Origin of the sequence: Curtobacterium sp. PhB170 (assembly GCF_003752345.1) — a bacterium.
Taxonomy (GTDB): Bacteria; Actinomycetota; Actinomycetes; order Actinomycetales; family Microbacteriaceae; genus Curtobacterium.
In genome coordinates, this window is record NZ_RJUM01000012.1 from 330,053 (window position 1) to 347,840 (window position 17,788).

Sequence of the window (17,788 nt, forward strand, 5' to 3'; positions counted from 1 at the left end):
GCCGGAAGGCGGCAGAACGGGCGTCCTGGCGGAGTGCCGGGACCATCAGAGCCTAACGTGCGGGCGACGACTTCCGTTCCCGCATGACTGCCTCGCGTGCGGAGCTCGCGCGTTCCTTGACGCTCGTCGCGTACACGTCGACGTACTCCTGACGGCTCAGCCCCGCGAGCTCGTGCATGACCTCGTCGGTGACGCTGCGCAGGATGAACCGGTCGGTCTCGAAGCCCTGGAAGCGCGAGAAGTCGAGCGGCTTGCCGAACACCACGCCGACGCGCTTGATCTTCGGGAAGCGCTGCCCGATCTGCTGCACTTCACGCGTGCCGACCATGGCGACGGGGACGACGAGCACCCGGCCCTCGAGGATCATCCGCGCGATGCCGGTGCGACCGCGGTAGAGCTTGCCGTCGGGGCTGCGCGTGCCCTCCGGGTAGATGCCGAGCTGCTCGCCGCGGGCCAGGACCTGCAGGCCGGTGCGGAGCGAGGCCTCGGACGCCTTGCCGCCGGAGCGGTCGATCGGCAGCTGGCCGATGGCGTTGAAGAACGTCTTCGTCGCCCAGCCCTTGAGCCCCCGCCCGGTGAAGTAGTCGCTCTTCGCCAGGAAGGACAGCCGCCGGTCGAGCACGGCCGGCAGGATCACCGAGTCGATGAAGGAGATGTGGTTGGACGCGAAGATGACCGGGCCCTTGGCGGGGACGTTCTCACGGCCGACCACCCACGGGCGGAACAGGGTGAGGATGAGCGGGCCGAGCAGGAAGTTCTTCAGCAGCCAGTAGGTCATCGACGACTCCAGGTGGTGGGGTGGGCCTGAGCGACCCTACGCCGTGCGGGCCGGTACGCGGTTACGCCGTGCGGGCGTGGATGCGGGCCAGGTCGGCGGCGCCGACGACTCCGGCGTCGTTCACCAGCTCGGCGATCACGAAGTCCGGCTCGGGGTGGTAGCCACGCGCCGGCAGGTTGTTGAGGTACGCCTGCTTGATCGGGTCGAGCAGCCGGTCCCCCGCGCTGGCGACCCCGCCGCCGAACACGAACAGCTGCGGGTCGAGCACCGCGGACAGCGAGGCGCAGGCCTCACCGAGGTGACGGCCGAGGCGGCGGAGCGCCGCGAGGGCACCCGGGTCGTCGGCCAGGATCAGGTCGCCCACGATGTGTCCGTCGAGCTCGCCGCCGTTGGCTTCGCGCGCGTCGGCCAGCGCGGATCCGATGCCGCCGGCGTCGGCGACGTCGTTCGCCATCCGCTGCAGGGCACGGCCGGAACCGTACTGCTCGATGCAGCCACGCGCGCCACAGCCGCACGGCAGGCCGTTCGGCACGATGCGCAGGTGGCCGATCTCGCCGCCAGTTCCGAACCCGCCACGGAACAGGCGGTCCTCGGTCACGATGGCGCCGCCCACACCGGTACCGATGGTGAGCATCGTCATGTCGGAGACGAGCCGGCCGGCGCCGAAGCGGAACTCGGCCCACCCGGCGGCGTTGGCGTCGTTGTCCACCGTGATGTGCAGGTCGCCGAGGCGCTGCTGCAGCTTCTGGCGCAGGGGCTCGTTCCGCCACCGGATGTTCGGCGTGTAGTAGACGATCGACTGCGAGGCGTCGATGAAGCCCGGGGCCGCGACGCCGACCGCGCCGACCTCGTGGCCGGAGCTGAGTCGCTCGACCATCGAGACGACGTCGTCGAGCATGGCGTTCGGGTCCGCAGCGTTGGTGGCCACGCGGTCCTCGGCGATGATCTCGCCGAGTTCCGTCACGACCGCTCCCGCGATCTTGGTGCCCCCGATGTCGATTCCGATGGCGTGCACGGTCCAAGAGCCTACCGGTTCACCGCGAACTCACGGAACGCCCGGTGACGCGTCCTATGCTGACTGTGTCGCCTCGCAGGATGAGGCGCCCTCGAATCGAACCGGCAGACAAGGGAGTCACCGTGAACGATCAGCGACCCGAACGCGCCAGTCAGGTCCCGACCGGGAGGCACGCCTCGCGTCCGACGAGCGGCCCCGTCGCTCCTGACCACGGCTCCGCAGCGCGGCTGCTCGGCGACCGCGCCCGTCTGACGCCGTCGCGTCCGATCCTGGCCCAGCGCCACGGCGACACGTGGACGACGATCACCGCCGGCGAGGTGCTCGCACGGGTCCGCGGCATCGCGAAGGGCTTCGTCGCCGCCGGCCTCGAGCCCGGCGCCCACGTCGCGATCCTGTCCCGCACCCGCCTGGAGTGGACCCTCGTCGACTTCGCGGTGTGGACGGCGGGCCTGGTCTCCGTGCCCGTCTACGAGACGAGCTCCCCCGACCAGGTCCGGTGGATCCTCTCCGACTCCGAGGCCGTCGCGATCGTCGTCGAGCAGGAGGAGCACGCGCGTCGGGTCGCCTCGATCGCCCCGGACCTGCCGCACCTCGGGCAGCACTGGACGATCGACGGCGGCGGGCTCGACGACCTGACCCGGCTCGGCGAGGACGTCACCGACGACGAACTCGACGCGCGGACGGCATCGGTGCACGGCCACGACGACGCGACGATCATCTACACCTCCGGTTCGACCGGACGCCCGAAGGGGTGCGTCCTGCGGCACGACAACTTCACCGCGACGGTCGAGAACGCCAGTGTCGCGATGCCCGAGGTCGTCGCGGACGGCGCCTCGACCCTGCTCTTCATCCCGATGGCCCACGTGTTCGCCCGCTTCATCGCGGCGATGTCCGTGTCGGCCGGGGTGCTGGTCGGCCACGAGCCGGACACGAAGGACCTCATGCACGCCGTGTCGTCGTTCAAGCCGTCCTTCCTGCTGGCGGTCCCCCGGGTGTTCGAGAAGATCTACAACGCCTCCGAGCAGAAGGCCGACCTCGGCGGCAAGGGGAAGGTCTTCCGGGCCGCTGCGGACACCGCGGTCGCCCACTCCGAGGCCTTGGCCGCCGGTCGGGTCCCGCTCGTGCTCGGCCTGAAGTTCAAGCTGTTCGACAAGCTCGTCTACGCGAAGCTCCGGAACGCCCTCGGTGGCCGCACCGAGTACGCGGTCAGTGGCTCGGCGCCGCTCTCACCGCGGCTCTCGCACTTCTTCCGCTCGATCGGCGTGCTCATCCTCGAGGGCTACGGACTCACCGAGACGACCGCGCCCGCCACCGTGAACCGCGCGGCGGACCTGCGCATCGGGACGGTCGGACCGGCACTCCCCGGGGTCGAGATCCGGATCGCCGACGACCAGGAGATCCTGATCCGCGGCGTCGACGTGTTCGACCGCTACTGGCGGAACGACGAGGCCACCGAGCGGGCGTTCACCGACGACGGCTGGTTCCGCACGGGCGACCTCGGACGGCTCGACGACGACGGCGTCCTGACGGTGACCGGACGCGCCAAGGAACTCATCGTCACCGCGAGCGGCAAGAACGTCGCACCGGCACCGCTCGAGGACGGCGTCCGCGAACACCCGCTCATCGGGCAGGTCGTGGTCGTCGGCGAGGGCAAACCCTTCATCGCCGCCCTCGTCACGCTCGACCGCGAGATGCTCCCGGGGTGGTGCGAGAGCCGCGGGATCACCCCGGCGCTCTCCGCGCACGAGGCCGCGTACGACGAACGCGTGCTCACCGCCGTGCAAGAGGCGATCGACGCCGCGAACGGCCGGGTCTCACGAGCCGAGTCGGTCCGGTCGTTCACGATCCTGGACACCGAGCTGACGGAGGGCTCCGGACACCTGACGCCGAAGCTGACGATCAAGCGGTCGGTCATCCTGCGTGACTTCGCGGCCGACATCGACCACATCTACTCGGGGTCGAAGATGCAGACGACTGCGACGCCCGTCATCGAGGAGCGTCGCGCGCGCCGCGCGTAGCGCGTAGCACCCCATCGTCTCGGCGTACCGGGACCGATCGGGCGTACCAGGTCGGTTATTCCGACCAGGTATGCCCGATTCCGCCAGGTGCGCGCGGGGTGCAGGCGCAACGGCCTGGAGGCCCGGTGCCGGTCCACGGGACCGGCACCGGGCCTCCAGGCGGTTGCGGTGCGCGCGGGGCGCGACCCCGTCGTCTCGGCGTACCGGGACCGATCGGGCGTACCAGGTCGGTTCTTCCGACCAGGTATGCCCGATTCCGCCAGGTGCGCGCGGGGTGCAGGAGCGCGCGGGGTGCAGGAGCGCGCGAGGCTCAGGCCTCCGGCGACTGCTCCGTCGCGGGGGCGTCGAGGACGGCGATCGAACCGGTGGCGACCGTGGTGTCGGCCGGACGACGGTTGGTGCGGGTGCGGTGCGAGCTCAGCTCGTCAGTCTGACTGGTCATGCGGGAGTCCTGGGGGGATGGGATGGTCGTCGGTGGGAGGCCGACGCCGATACGGTACCTCTTCGTCAGGACAAAGCGACAATCCCCCGTGGGGGTGTCATGAGCAGGCACTCATGACCGGCGGATCAGTGGAACCACTCCTGCGCCCGGATGTCCCGAAGCGCCTGCCGTCGGACCTCTGGTTCGAGGGTCATCACGTAGACGGTGCCGTCCAGGTGGTCGACCTCGTGCTGCAGCGCCTCTGCCATCAGCCCGGTGCCCTCGAGCACCACCTGGGCGCCGTCGACGTCGACGCCACGGACCTTGGCGTACGGGTGCCGCCGGGTCGGGTAGCCGAGCCCGGGGACGGACAGGCACCCTTCCTCCATGAGTTCGGGCTCCCCCGAGACCTCGACGACCTCGGGGTTCAGCACGTACCCGACCTCGCCGTCGACGTTGTACGAGAACGCGCGGAGTCCGACACCGATCTGCGGCGCGGCCACACCGGCGCGGCCAGGCTCCTTGACGGTGTCGATCAGGTCCTGCACCAGGTCGCGGACCCCGCTCGACCCGAGTGCCGCCGGAGCGATCGGGTCCGCAGGCGAACGGAGGACGGGGTCGCCGAACAGTCGGATGGGACGGACGGTCAATTTACTGCAGCACCACCAGGAGGTCGCCGGCGTCCACCTGCTGGGTCGCCGGGATCGCGAGACGGCCGACGGTGCCCGCCACGGGCGCCGTGATGGCCGCTTCCATCTTCATCGCCTCGATGCTCGCCACGGCCGCTCCGGCCTCGACGACGTCACCGACGGCGACCTTGAGCGTCACCACACCGGAGAACGGCGCGGCGACGTGCTTCGGGTCGGACTTGTCGGCCTGCTCGGCGACCTTCGTCTCGACCTCGATCGACCGGTCACGGACCGAGACCGGGCGGAGCTGCCCGTTCATCGTGGCCATGACCGTTCGGATGCCCTTGTCGTCGACCTCGCCGATCGCCTCGAGCCCGACGAACAGGTTGACGCCCTTGCCGAGCGGCACGACGTGCTCCTGCCCGGGGTGCAGCCCGTACAGGTAGTCGACGGTCGGCACCACGGACAGGTCACCGTACTGCTCGCGCACCCGCTCGAACTGGGCCGTGGGCTGCGGGAACAGCAGTCGGTTCAACGCCTGCTGGCGCTCTGGCCCCGCGGCGTCGAGGTGCGCGCGCTCGGCGTCCGGCACCGGGGTGATCTCGAGGCGGACGTCGCGGCCCGCCAGGACCTTCGTCCGGAACGGCTCCGGCCAGCCACCCGGCAGGTCACCGAGCTCGCCGGCCATGAACCCGACGACGGAGTCCGGGATGTCGTACTTGTCCGGGTTCTGCTCGAAGTCGGCCGGGTCGGCGTTCACCGCGGCGAGCTGCAGCGCGAGGTCGCCGACCACCTTCGACGACGGCGTGACCTTGGTCGGGCGTCCGAGGATCCGGTTCGCCGCGGCGTACCAGTCCTCGACCTGCTCGAACCGGTCGCCCAGGCCGAGCGCGATCGCCTGCTGGCGGAGGTTCGACAGCTGACCACCGGGGATCTCGTGCTTGTAGACCCGACCCGTCGGACCGGGGAGCCCGGACTCGAACGGGGCGTAGGCCCGACGGACCGCCTCCCAGTAGGGCTCGAGGTCGCCGACCGCGTCGAGGGACAGTCCGGTGTCGCGCTCCGTGTGGGCCAGGGCGGCGACCAGCGCGGACATGCTCGGCTGGCTCGTCGTGCCGGCCATCGGCGCCGAGGCGACGTCCACCGCGTCCGCACCGGCACGCGCGGCGGCGAGGAGCGTCGCGAGCTGCCCACCGGCGGTGTCGTGCGTGTGCACGTGCACGGGCTGGTCGAAGCGCTCGCGCAGGGCGCCGACGAGCTTCTCGGCGGCGCCGGCGCGGAGCAGGCCGGCCATGTCCTTGATGCCGATGACGTGCGCGCCGGCCTCGACCATCTGCTCCGCCAGGCGGAGGTAGTAGTCCAACGTGTACAGGTCCTCGGCAGGATCGAGGAGGTCGGCGGTGTAGCAGAGCGCCGCTTCGGCGACGGCTGTGCCGGTCGCGAGCACTGCCTCCAGGGCCGGTCGCAATTGGCTGACGTCGTTGAGCGCGTCGAATACGCGGAAGACGTCGACGCCCGTGGCGGCGGCCTCGGCGACGAACGCGTCCGTCACCTCGGTCGGGTACGGGGTGTAGCCGACCGTGTTGCGGCCGCGCAGCAGCATCTGGATCGGGATGTTCGGCATCGCCTCGCGTAGCGAGGCCAGGCGCTCCCACGGGTCCTCGCCGAGGAACCGGAGGGCGACGTCGTACGTCGCACCGCCCCAGGCCTCGACGCTCAGCAGCTGCGGCGTCAGCCGCGCGACGTACGGTGCGACGGCGACGAGGTCCTTCGTGCGGACGCGGGTGGCGAGCAGCGACTGGTGCGCGTCCCGCATCGTCGTCTCCGTCACGGCGAGCCGGGTCTGAGCACGGAGCGCCTTCGCCCACTCGGCCGGACCCTGCGCCAGCAGCAGGTCGCGCTGGCCCTCGGGCACCGGGGCGCTGAGGTCGAGGGCGGGGAGCTTGGCGCTCGGGTCGGTGACCAGCGGCGACCGGTCGCCGTTCGGCTTGTTCACCGTGACGTCGGCCAGCCAGTTGAGGACCTTGGTGCCGCGGTCCTTCGACACGTGGCCGCTGAACAGCTGCGGACGCTCCTCGATGAACTTCGTCGAGACGTCGCCGCGGGCGAAGTCGGGGTCCTCGAGCACGGCCTGCAGGAACGGGATGTTCGTGCTCACGCCGCGGATGCGGAACTCGGCGAGGGCCCGTTTCGCACGGGCGACGGCCGTCGGGAAGTCGCGTCCGCGGCACGTCATCTTGGCGAGCATCGAGTCGAAGTGCGGGCTGATCTGCGCACCGGTGGCGACCGTGCCACCGTCCAGACGCACGCCGGCACCGCCGGGGCTGCGGTACGTGGTGATGCGGCCGGTGTCCGGCCGGAAGCCCTGCGTGGGGTCCTCGGTCGTGATGCGGGTCTGCAGCGCGGCCCCGTGCACGGCGACGGTGTCCTGCGACAGGCCGAGGTCGGCCAGCGACTCGCCCGAGGCGATCCGCATCTGCGACTGCACGAGGTCGACGTCGGTGACCTCTTCGGTGACGGTGTGCTCGACCTGGATGCGCGGGTTCATCTCGATGAAGACGTGCTGACCCTCGCGCTCGCCCTCGGTGTCGAGCAGGAACTCGACGGTGCCGGCGTTCACGTAGCCGATCGAGCGGGCGAAGGCGACCGCGTCGCGGTGCAGAGCCCGGGCGATGGCGGGGTCGAGGTTCGGCGCCGGGGCGATCTCGACGACCTTCTGGTTGCGGCGCTGCACGGAGCAGTCCCGCTCGAACAGGTGGATCGTCCCCGCGTCGGTGCCCGTCGCGTCGGCGAGGATCTGCACCTCGATGTGCCGCGGCCGGATCACCGCCTGCTCGAGGAACATGGTCGGGTCGCCGAACGCACTGTCGGCCTCGCGCATCGCTGCTTCGAGCGCTGCACGGAGTTCGGGCTTGGTCTCGACCCGGCGCATGCCACGGCCGCCACCGCCGGCGACGGCTTTGGCGAACACCGGGAACCCGATGGCGTCGGAGCCGGCGATGAGCTCCTCGATGTCGCGACTCGCCGGGGTGCTCGCGAGGACCGGGACGCCGGCCGCGATCGCGTGCTCCTTCGCGGTCACCTTGTTGCCGGCCATCTCGAGCACGTGTTCGCCCGGACCGATGAAGGTGATGCCGGCTGCGGCGGCCGCGGCGGCGAGCTCCGGGTTCTCGGACAGGAAGCCGTATCCGGGGTAGATCGCGTCCGCGCCCGACTCGCGCGCCACGCGGATGATCTCGGAGACGTCCAGGTACGCCCGGACCGGGTGGCCCCGCTCACCGATCAGGTAGGCCTCGTCGGCCTTCAGACGGTGCAGGGAGTTCCGGTCTTCGTAGGGGTAGACGGCGACGGTGCGCGCCCCCAGTTCGTACGCGGCACGGAATGCGCGGATGGCGATCTCACCACGGTTCGCCACGAGGATCTTGCTGAACACGACGTCCCTTTCAGCCCGGGTTGAGGTGAGACAACCCTAGTGGCGGTAACGTTGCTGATCGTGCATGTACTCAGCGTGAGCTCCCTCAAGGGCGGTGTCGGCAAGACGACGGTGACGCTCGGCCTGACTTCGGCCGCCTTCGCCAAGGGACTGCGCACGCTGGTGGTGGATCTCGACCCGCAGTCCGACGTCTCCACCGGCCTCGACATCAACCTCGCCGGACACCTCAACGTGGCCGATGTCCTCGAGAACCCGAAGGAGAAGATCGTCCGTCAGGCGATCGCCCCCTCCGGGTGGACGAAGGGCTCGCAGGGCAAGATCGACGTCATGGTCGGGTCGCCCTCCGCGATCAACTTCGACGGGCCGCACCCCTCCATCCGCGACATCTGGAAGCTCGAAGAGGCCCTGGCCAACGTCGAGCAGGACTACGAGCTCGTGCTCATCGACTGCGCGCCGTCGCTGAACGCCCTCACGCGCACCGCGTGGGCAGCGTCCGACCGCGTCACCGTCGTCACCGAGCCCGGCCTGTTCTCCGTCGCCGCAGCCGACCGTGCGCTGCGGGCCATCGAGGAGATCCGCCGCGGTCTCTCCCCCCGCCTGCAGCCGCTCGGCATCATCGTGAACCGTGCCCGCGTCCAGTCGCTCGAGCACCAGTTCCGCATCAAGGAACTCCGCGACATGTTCGGGCCGCTCGTCCTGTCGCCGCAGCTGCCCGAGCGCACCTCGCTGCAGCAGGCGCAGGGTGCTGCGAAGCCCCTGCACGTGTGGCCCGGCGAGTCCGCGCAGGAGATGGCGAAGAACTTCGACCAGCTGCTCGAGCGCATCATGCGGACCGGCAAGATCGGGCCCTACGCCGACGGTTCGGGTGCCGTAGGCGCGTAGGCGCGTCGTTCGTAGGGCGTAGGCGCGTAGGCGGTCGTCGGGCGTTCGTGCGTCCCTGGCGTCGGGTTCTTCGGCGCTGGTCGTCGTCGATTCGCTGTCGTCGAGGTTCCAGGACTCGCCGCTCAGGTTTGCCGAGGTTCCACGTCGGAGGCCTGAGCGCGCCGAGGTTCCGAGATTTCGGAACCTCGGGGGCGGGACGACACGGTGCTCGCGTTCGAGTGCTGCATCCACCGAGGTCCGCCTCAGGTTGCCCGCCGTCGTCAAGGTTCCAGGACTCGCCGCTCAGGTTCGCCGAGGTTCCACGTCGGAGGCCTGAGCGCGCCGAGGTTCCGAGATTTCGGAACCTCAGGGGCAGACGGACGACCGCGAGGCCGTCCGGACGAGGGCGAGCGGCGCGGTCAGGAAGCGCGGGAAGCGCGGCGCGCGGCGAGCTCGTCGGACGGGTCGGCCGCTGCAGAGGCGTCGAGCTCGACCAGGGAGGTCTCGACCTCACGCAGGACCTTGCCGACCGCGATGCCGAAGACACCCTGACCGCGGGACACCAGGTCGATGACCTCGTCGTCCGAGGTGCACAGGTACACCGAGGCGCCGTCGGACATCAGGGTGGTCTGGGCGAGGTCGGACACGCCCGACTCGCGGAGCTGGTTCACAGCGGTGCGGATCTGCTGCAACGAGATGCCGGTGTCGAGCAGGCGCTTCACGAGCTTGAGCACGAGGATGTCGCGGAAGCCGTACAGGCGTTGGGACCCGGAGCCGGCAGCGCCGCGGATGGTGGGCTGCACGAGTTCGGTGCGTGCCCAGTAGTCGAGCTGGCGGTACGAGATGCCGGCTGCACGTGCGGCGACGGTGCCGCGGTAGCCGTTCTGCTCGTCGTGCTCGGGGAGGCCGTCGGTGAAGAGCAGCCCGAGGTCGTACCGCGTCGTGTCCGACTCGGTGCCTGGGGTGTCGTTCCCACTCATGCGCTTGCCTTCCACGACGATCGAGCTCCCACCCGAAGGTTCAACGACGGGTTGAGAGTTGTTCCGAGGTCAACGGTAGCGACTCCGACCGCTCCCGCGCGGGACATCCGACTCGGCGCGTCCGGCGTGTCGAGGATACGCCCCACCCACTGACGCACAAGCCCCCGCGGAGCACCGGAACGGATCATGCGTCGAGACGACCGATCGCCGCGCGGATGAGGCTCGAGCGGATGACCTCGAGCTGGACGGCGATCTCGCGTGCGAGTTCCGTAGCCTTCGCCCGTGACGTCGCATCGCCCCGGCGGGACACGGGCATGAGCGCGGATTCGATGAGTCCGACCTCGCGCTCGGCGGTGCTGCGGAGCGTGCGCAGGTGCCGCGGCTCGATGCCGGTCCGCTGCAGCTCGACGAGTGCCTTGAGGACCGACACGCTGTCCTCGCCGTAGGTCTCGGTGGCGGGGAGCAGTGATGCGGAGACCGCGTCGGCCAGGAGCATCGGGGACGCGCCGGCCGCTCGGGCCGTCTCGTCGCGGGTGTACCGGCGTTCGCGCCCGAGGATCGAGGGACGTGGGGCGTCCCCACCGCCCGGCAGTACGGGCTCGCGCCCGGCGTCGAGGTCGGCGAGGTAGTCCTTGATGACCTTAAGTGGCAGGTAGTGGTCGCGCTGCAGGCCGAGGATCACCCGGAGGCGGTCGACGTCGGCCGCCGAGAACTTGCGGTACCCGCTGGCCGTGCGGATCGGCGTCACGAGCTCGCGCTCTTCGAGGAAGCGCAGCTTGGAACTCGACAGGTCCGCGAACTCGGGCTTGAGGCGAGCGAGGACCTGCCCGATCGTGAGCAGGTCCGGTGCCGCTGACCCCGCCCGGGCCGCAGCGGACCGTGCGGCCACTACGCGTTCGCCAGGCGCGCCAGGTCGACCCGGGACGCGTAGAACGTCAGACGGAACTTGCCGACCTGGACCTCTGCCCCGTCGGTGAGCGGTGCTTCGTCGATGCGGTCACCGTCGAAGTACGTGCCGTTGAGCGAACCGTTGTCCTTGACGGTGAACGCCGTGCCGTGCCGCAGGAACTGCGCGTGCTTGCGCGACACCGTGACGTCGTCGAGGAAGATGTCGGCGTCGGGGTGTCGACCCGCCGTCGTGACGTCGGAGTCGAGGAGGAACCGCGCACCCACGTTCGGACCGCGGCGCACGACGAGCAGCGCCGATCCGGACGGCAGGGCGTTGACCGCCTCGCGCTCTTCCGCTGAGACACCGGACTCGGCGGTGAGCGCCGCGCCCATGTCCATGCTGAAGGTCAACGTGGTGTCGACCAGCCGCTGCTCCGGGGTCTTCTGACCGTCCGGCTGCGGGACCACTGGATCTGGCATCGGTGGACCTCCTCCTCTTGGCCCACCAGCGTATCGGAAAGGAGGGCTCCAGCGGCAGCCCCGAACTGGGCCTGTGGACGATCGTCCGCGGTGCGCGAACGCGCGGTCCGGGTTCAGCGACCGCGCGCGAGCAACCAGAGCAGGTACGGGGCGCCGACGACACCCGTCACGACGCCGACGGGCAGGGCGTTGCCGGGGATCGCGAACTGGGCGATGAGGTCGCTGCCGAGGGTGATCGCCGCTCCCACCGCGGCGGCCGGCCCGAGGGCGACGCGGCCGCCGCCGACGAGCCGACGCGCGATCGGCGCCGCCATCAACGCGATGAACGACACCGGCCCCGCCGTGGCGACCGCAGCTGCGGTCAGGCACACCGCAGTGAGGAGCAGCAGCACCTTCGCGCGGTCCGGCCGGAGCCCGAGGGCCGCCGAGACCTCGTCGCCGAGCGTCAGGACGGTCAGGCGCGACGACTGCAGCAGGGCGAGCAGGAACAGCACGACGAACGCGACGCCGAGCACGCCGACCAGGTTCCGGTCGACGGCGTTCAGGCTGCCGGACAACCACAGCAACGCGGTGCCGGCCTGGGTGACGGTGCCGCTGGTGAGCATCCAGCCCGTGATGCTCAGGCAGATCGCCGAGACGCCGATCCCGACGAGCACGACCCGGTTGCCGGTGATCCCCCGCCGCCAGGCCAGTCCGGCGATCACGATCGACACCACGACCGCGCCGACGAGCACGACCGAGAACAGGGTGCCGCCGGACGCCCCGAACAGCACGATCGCGGTGAGACCCGCAGCACTGGCACCCGAGGTGATGCCGATGACGTCCGGGCTCGCGATCGGGTTGCGGACGACGCTCTGCACGATGGCGCCCGCGACCCCCAGGCTGGCGCCGACCAGGACCGCACCGAGCACCCGGGGGCCGCGCAGCTGTCCGATGACGAAGTCCGAGATGCGGTCGCCCTGGCCGAACAGCGCGCCGACCACCTGCGCCGGGGTGAGCGGGATTGAGCCGACCCCGAGACCGATGAGCACCAGCGCGACGAGCACGACGACGACGGCCGCCAGGACCACGAGCTCGCGCCGGGCACCGACGAGCTCGTGCCGGACACCGACCGACCGGCGGACACGACTCACAGGCCCCGCACCGCCCTCGACCGCACGAGCGCGATGAACACCGGCGCACCGATGAGGGCCGTGACGATGCCGACCTGCAGCTCCCCCGGGTACGCCACGACGCGACCGATGACGTCGGCCACCAGCAGCAGCGCCGGCGCGACGATCGCGGACAGCAGGATGGTCCACCGGTGGTCGGGGCCGCTCAGCCGACGGACGGCGTGCGGCACGGCGAGCCCGACGAAGGCGATCGGCCCCGCTGCGGCCACGGCCGAGCCGGCGAGCAGCACGGTCACGAGCCCGCCGACGGCCCGGACGAGCACCACGCGTTGCCCGAGCGACGCCGCGAGCTCGTCGCCGAGGGCGAGGGTGTTGAGCGAGCGGCCCAGGCCGAACGCGATCGCGAGACCGATCAGCACCGGCGCCGTGATGATGCCGGCGGTGCCGAGGTCCTTGCCGGCGAGGGCGCCCACCTGCCAGAACCGCAGCTGGTCGAGCAGGCTCGCGTTCGTGACGAGCACCGCCGTCGTGATCGACGACAGCGCGGCGGCGACCACGGCACCGGACAGCGCGAGGCCGACCGGCGACAGTCCGCGCCGGGCGACGGCGGCGATCCCGTAGACGAGCAGTGCGGCCAGGGCAGCACCGAGGAACGCGAACGGCAGGTAGGCGGCCGTGCCGCTCACCCCGAAGAGCGCGATGCCGGCGACCACGGCGAGGGCCGCCCCGGAGTTGATGCCGAGGACGCTCGGGTCGGCGAGCGGGTTGCGGGTCACGCCCTGCATCACCGCGCCGGCGACACCGAGGGCGGCACCTGCGAGGAGCCCGACGACGGTGCGCGGGACGCGGTTGCCGAGCACGATCAGCCCGACCTCGTCGTTCCGCCCCGGGTGCAGGACGGTGTCGAGCACGGTGTGGAGCGGGATCGGCCGGGATCCGTAGGCGATCGACAGCGCGCACGCTACGGCAAGGACGACGACGGCCAGCACGGTCGCCCCGACCAGACGGGAGACGGAGGCGGGCGCCGGTGGCGCGGACGTGGAGGAGCGCATGGGAAGTAAGGCAACCCTAACGCCCGAACCCCACTCGGCGTCCCCCGAGCAAGCCCGGAGCAGTCGCTGGGTCCGTTCATAGGCTCGTCATTGGATCGCCGCCTGTACTGGTCTCCATCGACACCCGCCCGGGTCGTCGAGGGACGACCGGAGAGCACCGATGAACGAGACCCCGAACCCCGCCGCCGACGCCGACCGCGAGCACGACGAGCAGGGCACCGCCCGGACCGACGGCACGCAGCAGCAGCGGCAGCAGCAGGCGTACGGGATGAGCTGGGAGGCACCCCACGCCGACCCCGCCACCCTCCGTCCGGCCTACGCCTTCGACGGCTCCGGCCCGTACCTGTACGGCCCGGACGGCTCCGGCCCCTACGCGTACTCCCCCGACGGCCGCGGCCCGTACCTGATCGGCAGCCCGGCGCTCACCGGCACCCACCACGCCTGGGCGCACACCGCGGCGACGGCGAACCACCCGGGAGCGAGCACGAAGCGCCCACGTCGCCTCGGGCTGATGATCGGCTCCGGCATCGCGGCCCTCGCGATCGTCGGTGCCGCCGGCGGCACGGCCCTCGGCCTGTCCTCGCAGAGCACGACCACGACGTCGAGCCAGTCGCAGGGCACCACGACGCTGCCCGACACCGGCAACAGCGACGGGACGAACGGCTTCACCGTCCCCGGAGACGGCACCGGCAGCGGCACCGGCAACGGCACCGACGGCAGCGGCACCACGGGCAACGGCAGCACCGGCACGAGCACCGAGTCCGCCGCCACCGCAGCGACCGCCGCCCAGAAGAAGGGCGTCGTGACGATCAACACCGTCCTGAACTACGACGAGTCCTCGCAGGCAGCCGGCACCGGCATGATCCTCAGCTCGAACGGCACGGTCCTGACGAACAACCACGTCATCCAGGGCGCCACGAGCATCACCGTCACCGACGAGACCACCGGCAAGGAGTACAAGGCGGACGTGGTCGGCACCGACGCCACGAACGACGTCGCCGTCCTGAAGCTCGAGGACGCCTCCGGCCTGTCCACCGTCACGCTCGACGACGACGGCGAGCCGAGCACCGGTGACACCGTCACCGACGTCGGCAACGCCGAGGGCACGGGCAACCTCGTCGCCGCCGAGGGCACCGTCACGGCCACCGACCAGGACATCCAGGTGCAGAGCGAGTCCGGCACCGGGACCGAGTCGCTGTCCGGTCTGATCGAGATCGCCGCGAACATCGTCTCCGGCGACTCCGGCGGCCCCGTCGTCGACAGCGAGGGCGAGGTCGTCGGCATGGCGACCGCAGCGTCCTCGGGTACCGCGGACGTCACCGGCTACGCCATCCCGATCACCACCGCGAAGGCGATCGCCGAGAAGATCCTGGCCGGGGAGTCCTCGAGCACGATCACCATCGGCCTGCCCGCGTTCCTCGGCGTCCAGGTCAGCAGCACCGCGAGCACCACGGGCGGCGTGGCCGTCGCCGGCACGGTCGAGGGGTCCGGTGCCGCGAGCGCCGGTCTGGCCGAGGGCGACACGATCACGAGCCTCGGCGGCAAGACGGTCACGACGTCGGACGAGCTCACCGCGGCCGTGCAGTCGCACTCCGTCGGCGACAAGGTCGTGGTCGGCTACACCGACAGCACCGGCGCCGCCAAGACCGTCACCGTCACCCTGACCGCCGGCCCGGCCGCCTGAGCGGAAGCAGAAGCGCGAGCGAGCGTCACCCCGGCCGCCTGAGCGGAAGGAAGCAGCGCCCGCACCACCGACCGGTACACGTTGGCCCAGCGGGCACAGTGTCTGGAATCCGTTCAGCCGAGCAGCGCCCGCACCACCGACCGGTACACGTTGGCCCAGCGGGCGCAGTGTCTGGAATCCGTTCAGCCGAGCAGCGCCCGCACCACCGACCGGTACACGTTGGCCGGGGAGTCCGTCTGGAAGACGGTCTCCCCGGCTTCCGTCTTGCCCACGCGGGCGAAGCCGATCCCCTCGGCGCGCACGATCGTCACGGGCTTCGGCTTGCCCGCTCGACGCAGGTACGACACCGTCCACGGCGCGGCCCAGAAGCGCGCGAGCCGCGGGTCCGCCTCGACGAGGGCCTCCGGCAGGTCCGGTGCGTCGGAGCCGCCGGCCAGCCGGCGGCCGAGCAGGTGCCCTGGGAGCGACCCCGTGCGGAACGGGAAGGTCCACGTCGGGCCGATGCCGAGCCTCCCGGCCGTCAGCGCGACCGCGCGGTCCGGCGTGACGGACGCGACCACCGCGCCCGCCTCGGCGGTCCCGTCCACGACGGTCTTCGACCAGGCCTGGAGGCGCGACTCGCCACCATCGGGCAGGTGCTGTTCCAGCGTGACCGGCTGGGCATCGCCCTGCCACGGCTCGAGCAGGGTCTGGGTCGACTCGGGCAGCGTGCCGAGTCGGCCGACGAGGCCCGCTTCGATGAGTTCGCGGCCCGCCGCGGTGCGGAGGAGCGTCGGGTTCCACCGGCGTCCGGCGAGGCTCTTGAGCGTGCCGACCGCGTCGGCGCTCAGGCGGGGGCCGTCGAGCTCCGGGCCGGGCGCCGGGGTGGGCAGTGGCTCGAGGTCACGCTCGGGGCGGACCGGGGACGGCTCGGTGGCGCGGACGCTCTCGAGGACCGCGAACACGAGCTCGTCGGTCTCGAGCAGGCGTGCCAGGGGGCGTTCGATCGTCAGGTCGACGCGGTGCCGCCCGGTGACGAAGAGCAGGTGCGCGCCCGCGACGTCGCCGTGTTCGTCGGGACGGACGTACTCGACCAGGCGCGCGGGAGCCCCGGCGGCGGTCCAGGTGTCGCAGCCGACGAGCAGCAGTCCCTCGACGGAACCGGGCAGTCTTGCGAGGAGGCCCGTGTTCTCGTCGCCGATCGCGCGGTCGCTGGGTCGGGATCGGACGGTGAGGACGATGTCGTCTCCGGTGACGCGCAGGTCCGCCTGGGCAGAGTCCTCGCGGCGCCACTGGTCGGGGCGGCGGAGGGTGAGGCGGGCGGTGCGGTCCTCGGTGCCGAGCGGGACGGGGACTGCCATGGGTCGAGGCTACGTCGGGTGCGGGGTGCGGAGGGGCGCGGCTCGCCGTGCGCGCGCGGTGCGGGCGCGGTGCGGGCGCGGCGTGCGCGGCAGGCGGCGGCGCGGGCGACGCACGGTGCACGTCTCGTCGCCGGGAGCGAGGTTGGCGGCTCCGTGCCCCGATACAACGCCGCACGGAGCTGTCTCGCCCGCACGGGCCGAGGAAGTCCGCACCGTGCGGGCGCGACGACGCGAAACGTACACGGTGCGTCGGCCGTCACCCGGTGCAGGTTTGACCGCCCCGTGCAGCGCAGCAAGCTCGCACCGAGCGGCCACGCCCGCACGGCCCGACCAACTCTGCACCGTGCGGCCACGACCAGCGCCGCACGAACCTCGCACGGTGCGAACCTCGCACGGTGCGAACCTCGCACGGTGCGAGGTCAGCGGCGGGGCGCGCGCGGGGCCGGGGGCTGCGGGACGGGCTTCGCAGCGACGACGTCGGCGAGCCGGACCTCGACCGGGCCGCGGCGGGTGGCGATCGTCACGGTGTCGGGGGTGCGAGCGACGAGGTCCCCCAGGGCGTCCTGTGCACCGTCGCCGTGGTGTGCCCGGACCACGAGCCGGTCACCGATCGCGGCACCGTGGAGCACGCCGAGCGCACGGGCCCGCGCGATCGCTGCCTGTTCCCCGGTGCTCACCCGCCCAGCGTAGGGGCCGCCTAGAGTGAGGGGATGGCCAAGGCTCGCGTGGACAGCTGGATCTGGGCGGTGCGGATCACCAAGACCCGCTCCGCTGCGACCGCCGCGTGCAAGGCCGGGCACGTCCGGGTGAACGGGGAGCGCGCGAAGCCCGCGCAGCCGATCGGCCCCGGCGACGAGGTCCGGGTCCGCCAGAACGGCTTCGACCGGATCGTCGTCGTCACCGGCATCATCCTGAAGCGGACGAGCGCTCCCGAGGCCGCGAAGCACTTCGAGGACAAGACCCCGCCGCGGCTGTCCAAGGAAGAGGCGGGGTTCGTGCCGATGCGCGACCGCGGCGCCGGACGCCCGAGCAAGCGGGAGCGCCGCGACCTCGAGAAGCTCCGCGGCTACTGACGCCGGCCCCCGACGCCGTGCGGG

16 protein-coding genes are annotated in these 17,788 nt (G+C 71.6%); 4 read left to right on the plus strand and 12 right to left on the minus strand.

The genetic code is table 11. From position 1 onward, the window contains the following. Positions 1-52 precede the first annotated feature (52 nt). Both EDF40_RS14945 and EDF40_RS14950 read right to left on the minus strand, forming a co-directional pair. Positions 53-778, minus strand: coding sequence for a 1-acyl-sn-glycerol-3-phosphate acyltransferase (locus EDF40_RS14945; RefSeq protein WP_123292455.1), 726 nt, complete (start codon positions 776-778; stop codon positions 53-55). A gap of 61 nt (positions 779-839) precedes the next feature. Next, positions 840-1,793, minus strand: coding sequence for an ROK family glucokinase (locus EDF40_RS14950; protein ID WP_111085799.1), 954 nt, complete (start codon positions 1,791-1,793; stop codon positions 840-842). Positions 1,794-1,915: 122 nt separating this feature from the next. Here EDF40_RS14950 and EDF40_RS14955 point away from each other — a divergent pair, with 122 nt between their 5' ends. Then, complete coding sequence (locus EDF40_RS14955) at positions 1,916-3,811, plus strand: long-chain fatty acid--CoA ligase (RefSeq protein WP_260213426.1); 1,896 nt, start codon at positions 1,916-1,918, stop codon at positions 3,809-3,811. A 310-nt stretch (positions 3,812-4,121) separates the two neighbouring features. Here the strand turns inward: EDF40_RS14955 and EDF40_RS19545 are convergent, their stop codons facing one another. The 3 genes from EDF40_RS19545 to EDF40_RS14965 form a co-directional block, all read right to left on the minus strand. Next, the gene (locus EDF40_RS19545) at positions 4,122-4,253 is read right to left on the minus strand and encodes a hypothetical protein (protein WP_260213425.1); all 132 of its coding nucleotides are present in this window, start codon (positions 4,251-4,253) and stop codon (positions 4,122-4,124) included. A gap of 125 nt (positions 4,254-4,378) precedes the next feature. After that, positions 4,379-4,882: a peptide deformylase gene (locus EDF40_RS14960; protein WP_123340361.1), complete on the minus strand. Its 504-nt coding sequence runs from the start codon at positions 4,880-4,882 to the stop codon at positions 4,379-4,381. A gap of 1 nt (position 4,883) precedes the next feature. After that, positions 4,884-8,294: a pyruvate carboxylase gene (locus EDF40_RS14965; RefSeq protein ID WP_123340360.1), complete on the minus strand. Its 3,411-nt coding sequence runs from the start codon at positions 8,292-8,294 to the stop codon at positions 4,884-4,886. Positions 8,295-8,354: 60 nt separating this feature from the next. Here EDF40_RS14965 and EDF40_RS14970 point away from each other — a divergent pair, with 60 nt between their 5' ends. Then, positions 8,355-9,176, plus strand: a complete 822-nt coding sequence (locus EDF40_RS14970) for a ParA family protein (protein WP_123292451.1) — start codon at positions 8,355-8,357, stop codon at positions 9,174-9,176. A 398-nt stretch (positions 9,177-9,574) separates the two neighbouring features. Here EDF40_RS14970 and EDF40_RS14975 read toward each other — a convergent pair whose 3' ends face one another. The 5 genes from EDF40_RS14975 to EDF40_RS14995 form a co-directional block, all read right to left on the minus strand. Next, on the minus strand, positions 9,575-10,135 hold the full coding sequence (locus EDF40_RS14975; RefSeq protein WP_111085817.1) for a MerR family transcriptional regulator: 561 nt from the start codon (positions 10,133-10,135) through the stop codon (positions 9,575-9,577). A gap of 184 nt (positions 10,136-10,319) precedes the next feature. After that, positions 10,320-11,024 carry a MerR family transcriptional regulator gene (locus EDF40_RS14980; RefSeq protein WP_123312968.1) on the minus strand — a complete coding sequence of 235 codons (705 nt, stop codon included), beginning with the start codon at positions 11,022-11,024 and terminating at the stop codon, positions 10,320-10,322. Continuing rightward, positions 11,024-11,503, minus strand: coding sequence for an FHA domain-containing protein (locus EDF40_RS14985; RefSeq protein ID WP_123292449.1), 480 nt, complete (start codon positions 11,501-11,503; stop codon positions 11,024-11,026). Before EDF40_RS14985 ends, EDF40_RS14980 begins: the two co-directional genes overlap by 1 nt. Before the next feature lie 113 nt (positions 11,504-11,616). Then, complete coding sequence (locus tag EDF40_RS14990) at positions 11,617-12,636, minus strand: iron chelate uptake ABC transporter family permease subunit (protein WP_235036034.1); 1,020 nt, start codon at positions 12,634-12,636, stop codon at positions 11,617-11,619. Continuing rightward, on the minus strand, positions 12,633-13,667 hold the full coding sequence (locus EDF40_RS14995; protein ID WP_123340359.1) for an iron ABC transporter permease: 1,035 nt from the start codon (positions 13,665-13,667) through the stop codon (positions 12,633-12,635). Before EDF40_RS14995 ends, EDF40_RS14990 begins: the two co-directional genes overlap by 4 nt. A gap of 160 nt (positions 13,668-13,827) precedes the next feature. On the opposite strand from EDF40_RS14995, the gene EDF40_RS15000 reads away from it, so the two are divergent. Beyond that, positions 13,828-15,351, plus strand: a complete 1,524-nt coding sequence (locus EDF40_RS15000) for a S1C family serine protease (RefSeq protein WP_260213424.1) — start codon at positions 13,828-13,830, stop codon at positions 15,349-15,351. 182 nt (positions 15,352-15,533) lie between these two features. Here the strand turns inward: EDF40_RS15000 and EDF40_RS15005 are convergent, their stop codons facing one another. Continuing rightward, the gene (locus EDF40_RS15005; protein ID WP_123340358.1) at positions 15,534-16,691 is read right to left on the minus strand and encodes a hypothetical protein; all 1,158 of its coding nucleotides are present in this window, start codon (positions 16,689-16,691) and stop codon (positions 15,534-15,536) included. 419 nt (positions 16,692-17,110) lie between these two features. Beyond that, positions 17,111-17,368, minus strand: a complete 258-nt coding sequence (locus tag EDF40_RS15010) for a hypothetical protein (RefSeq protein ID WP_260213423.1) — start codon at positions 17,366-17,368, stop codon at positions 17,111-17,113. Between the two features lie 33 nt (positions 17,369-17,401). On the opposite strand from EDF40_RS15010, the gene EDF40_RS15015 reads away from it, so the two are divergent. Next, the gene (locus EDF40_RS15015) at positions 17,402-17,764 is read left to right on the plus strand and encodes an RNA-binding S4 domain-containing protein (protein WP_123292446.1); all 363 of its coding nucleotides are present in this window, start codon (positions 17,402-17,404) and stop codon (positions 17,762-17,764) included. Positions 17,765-17,788: the final 24 nt, after the last annotated feature.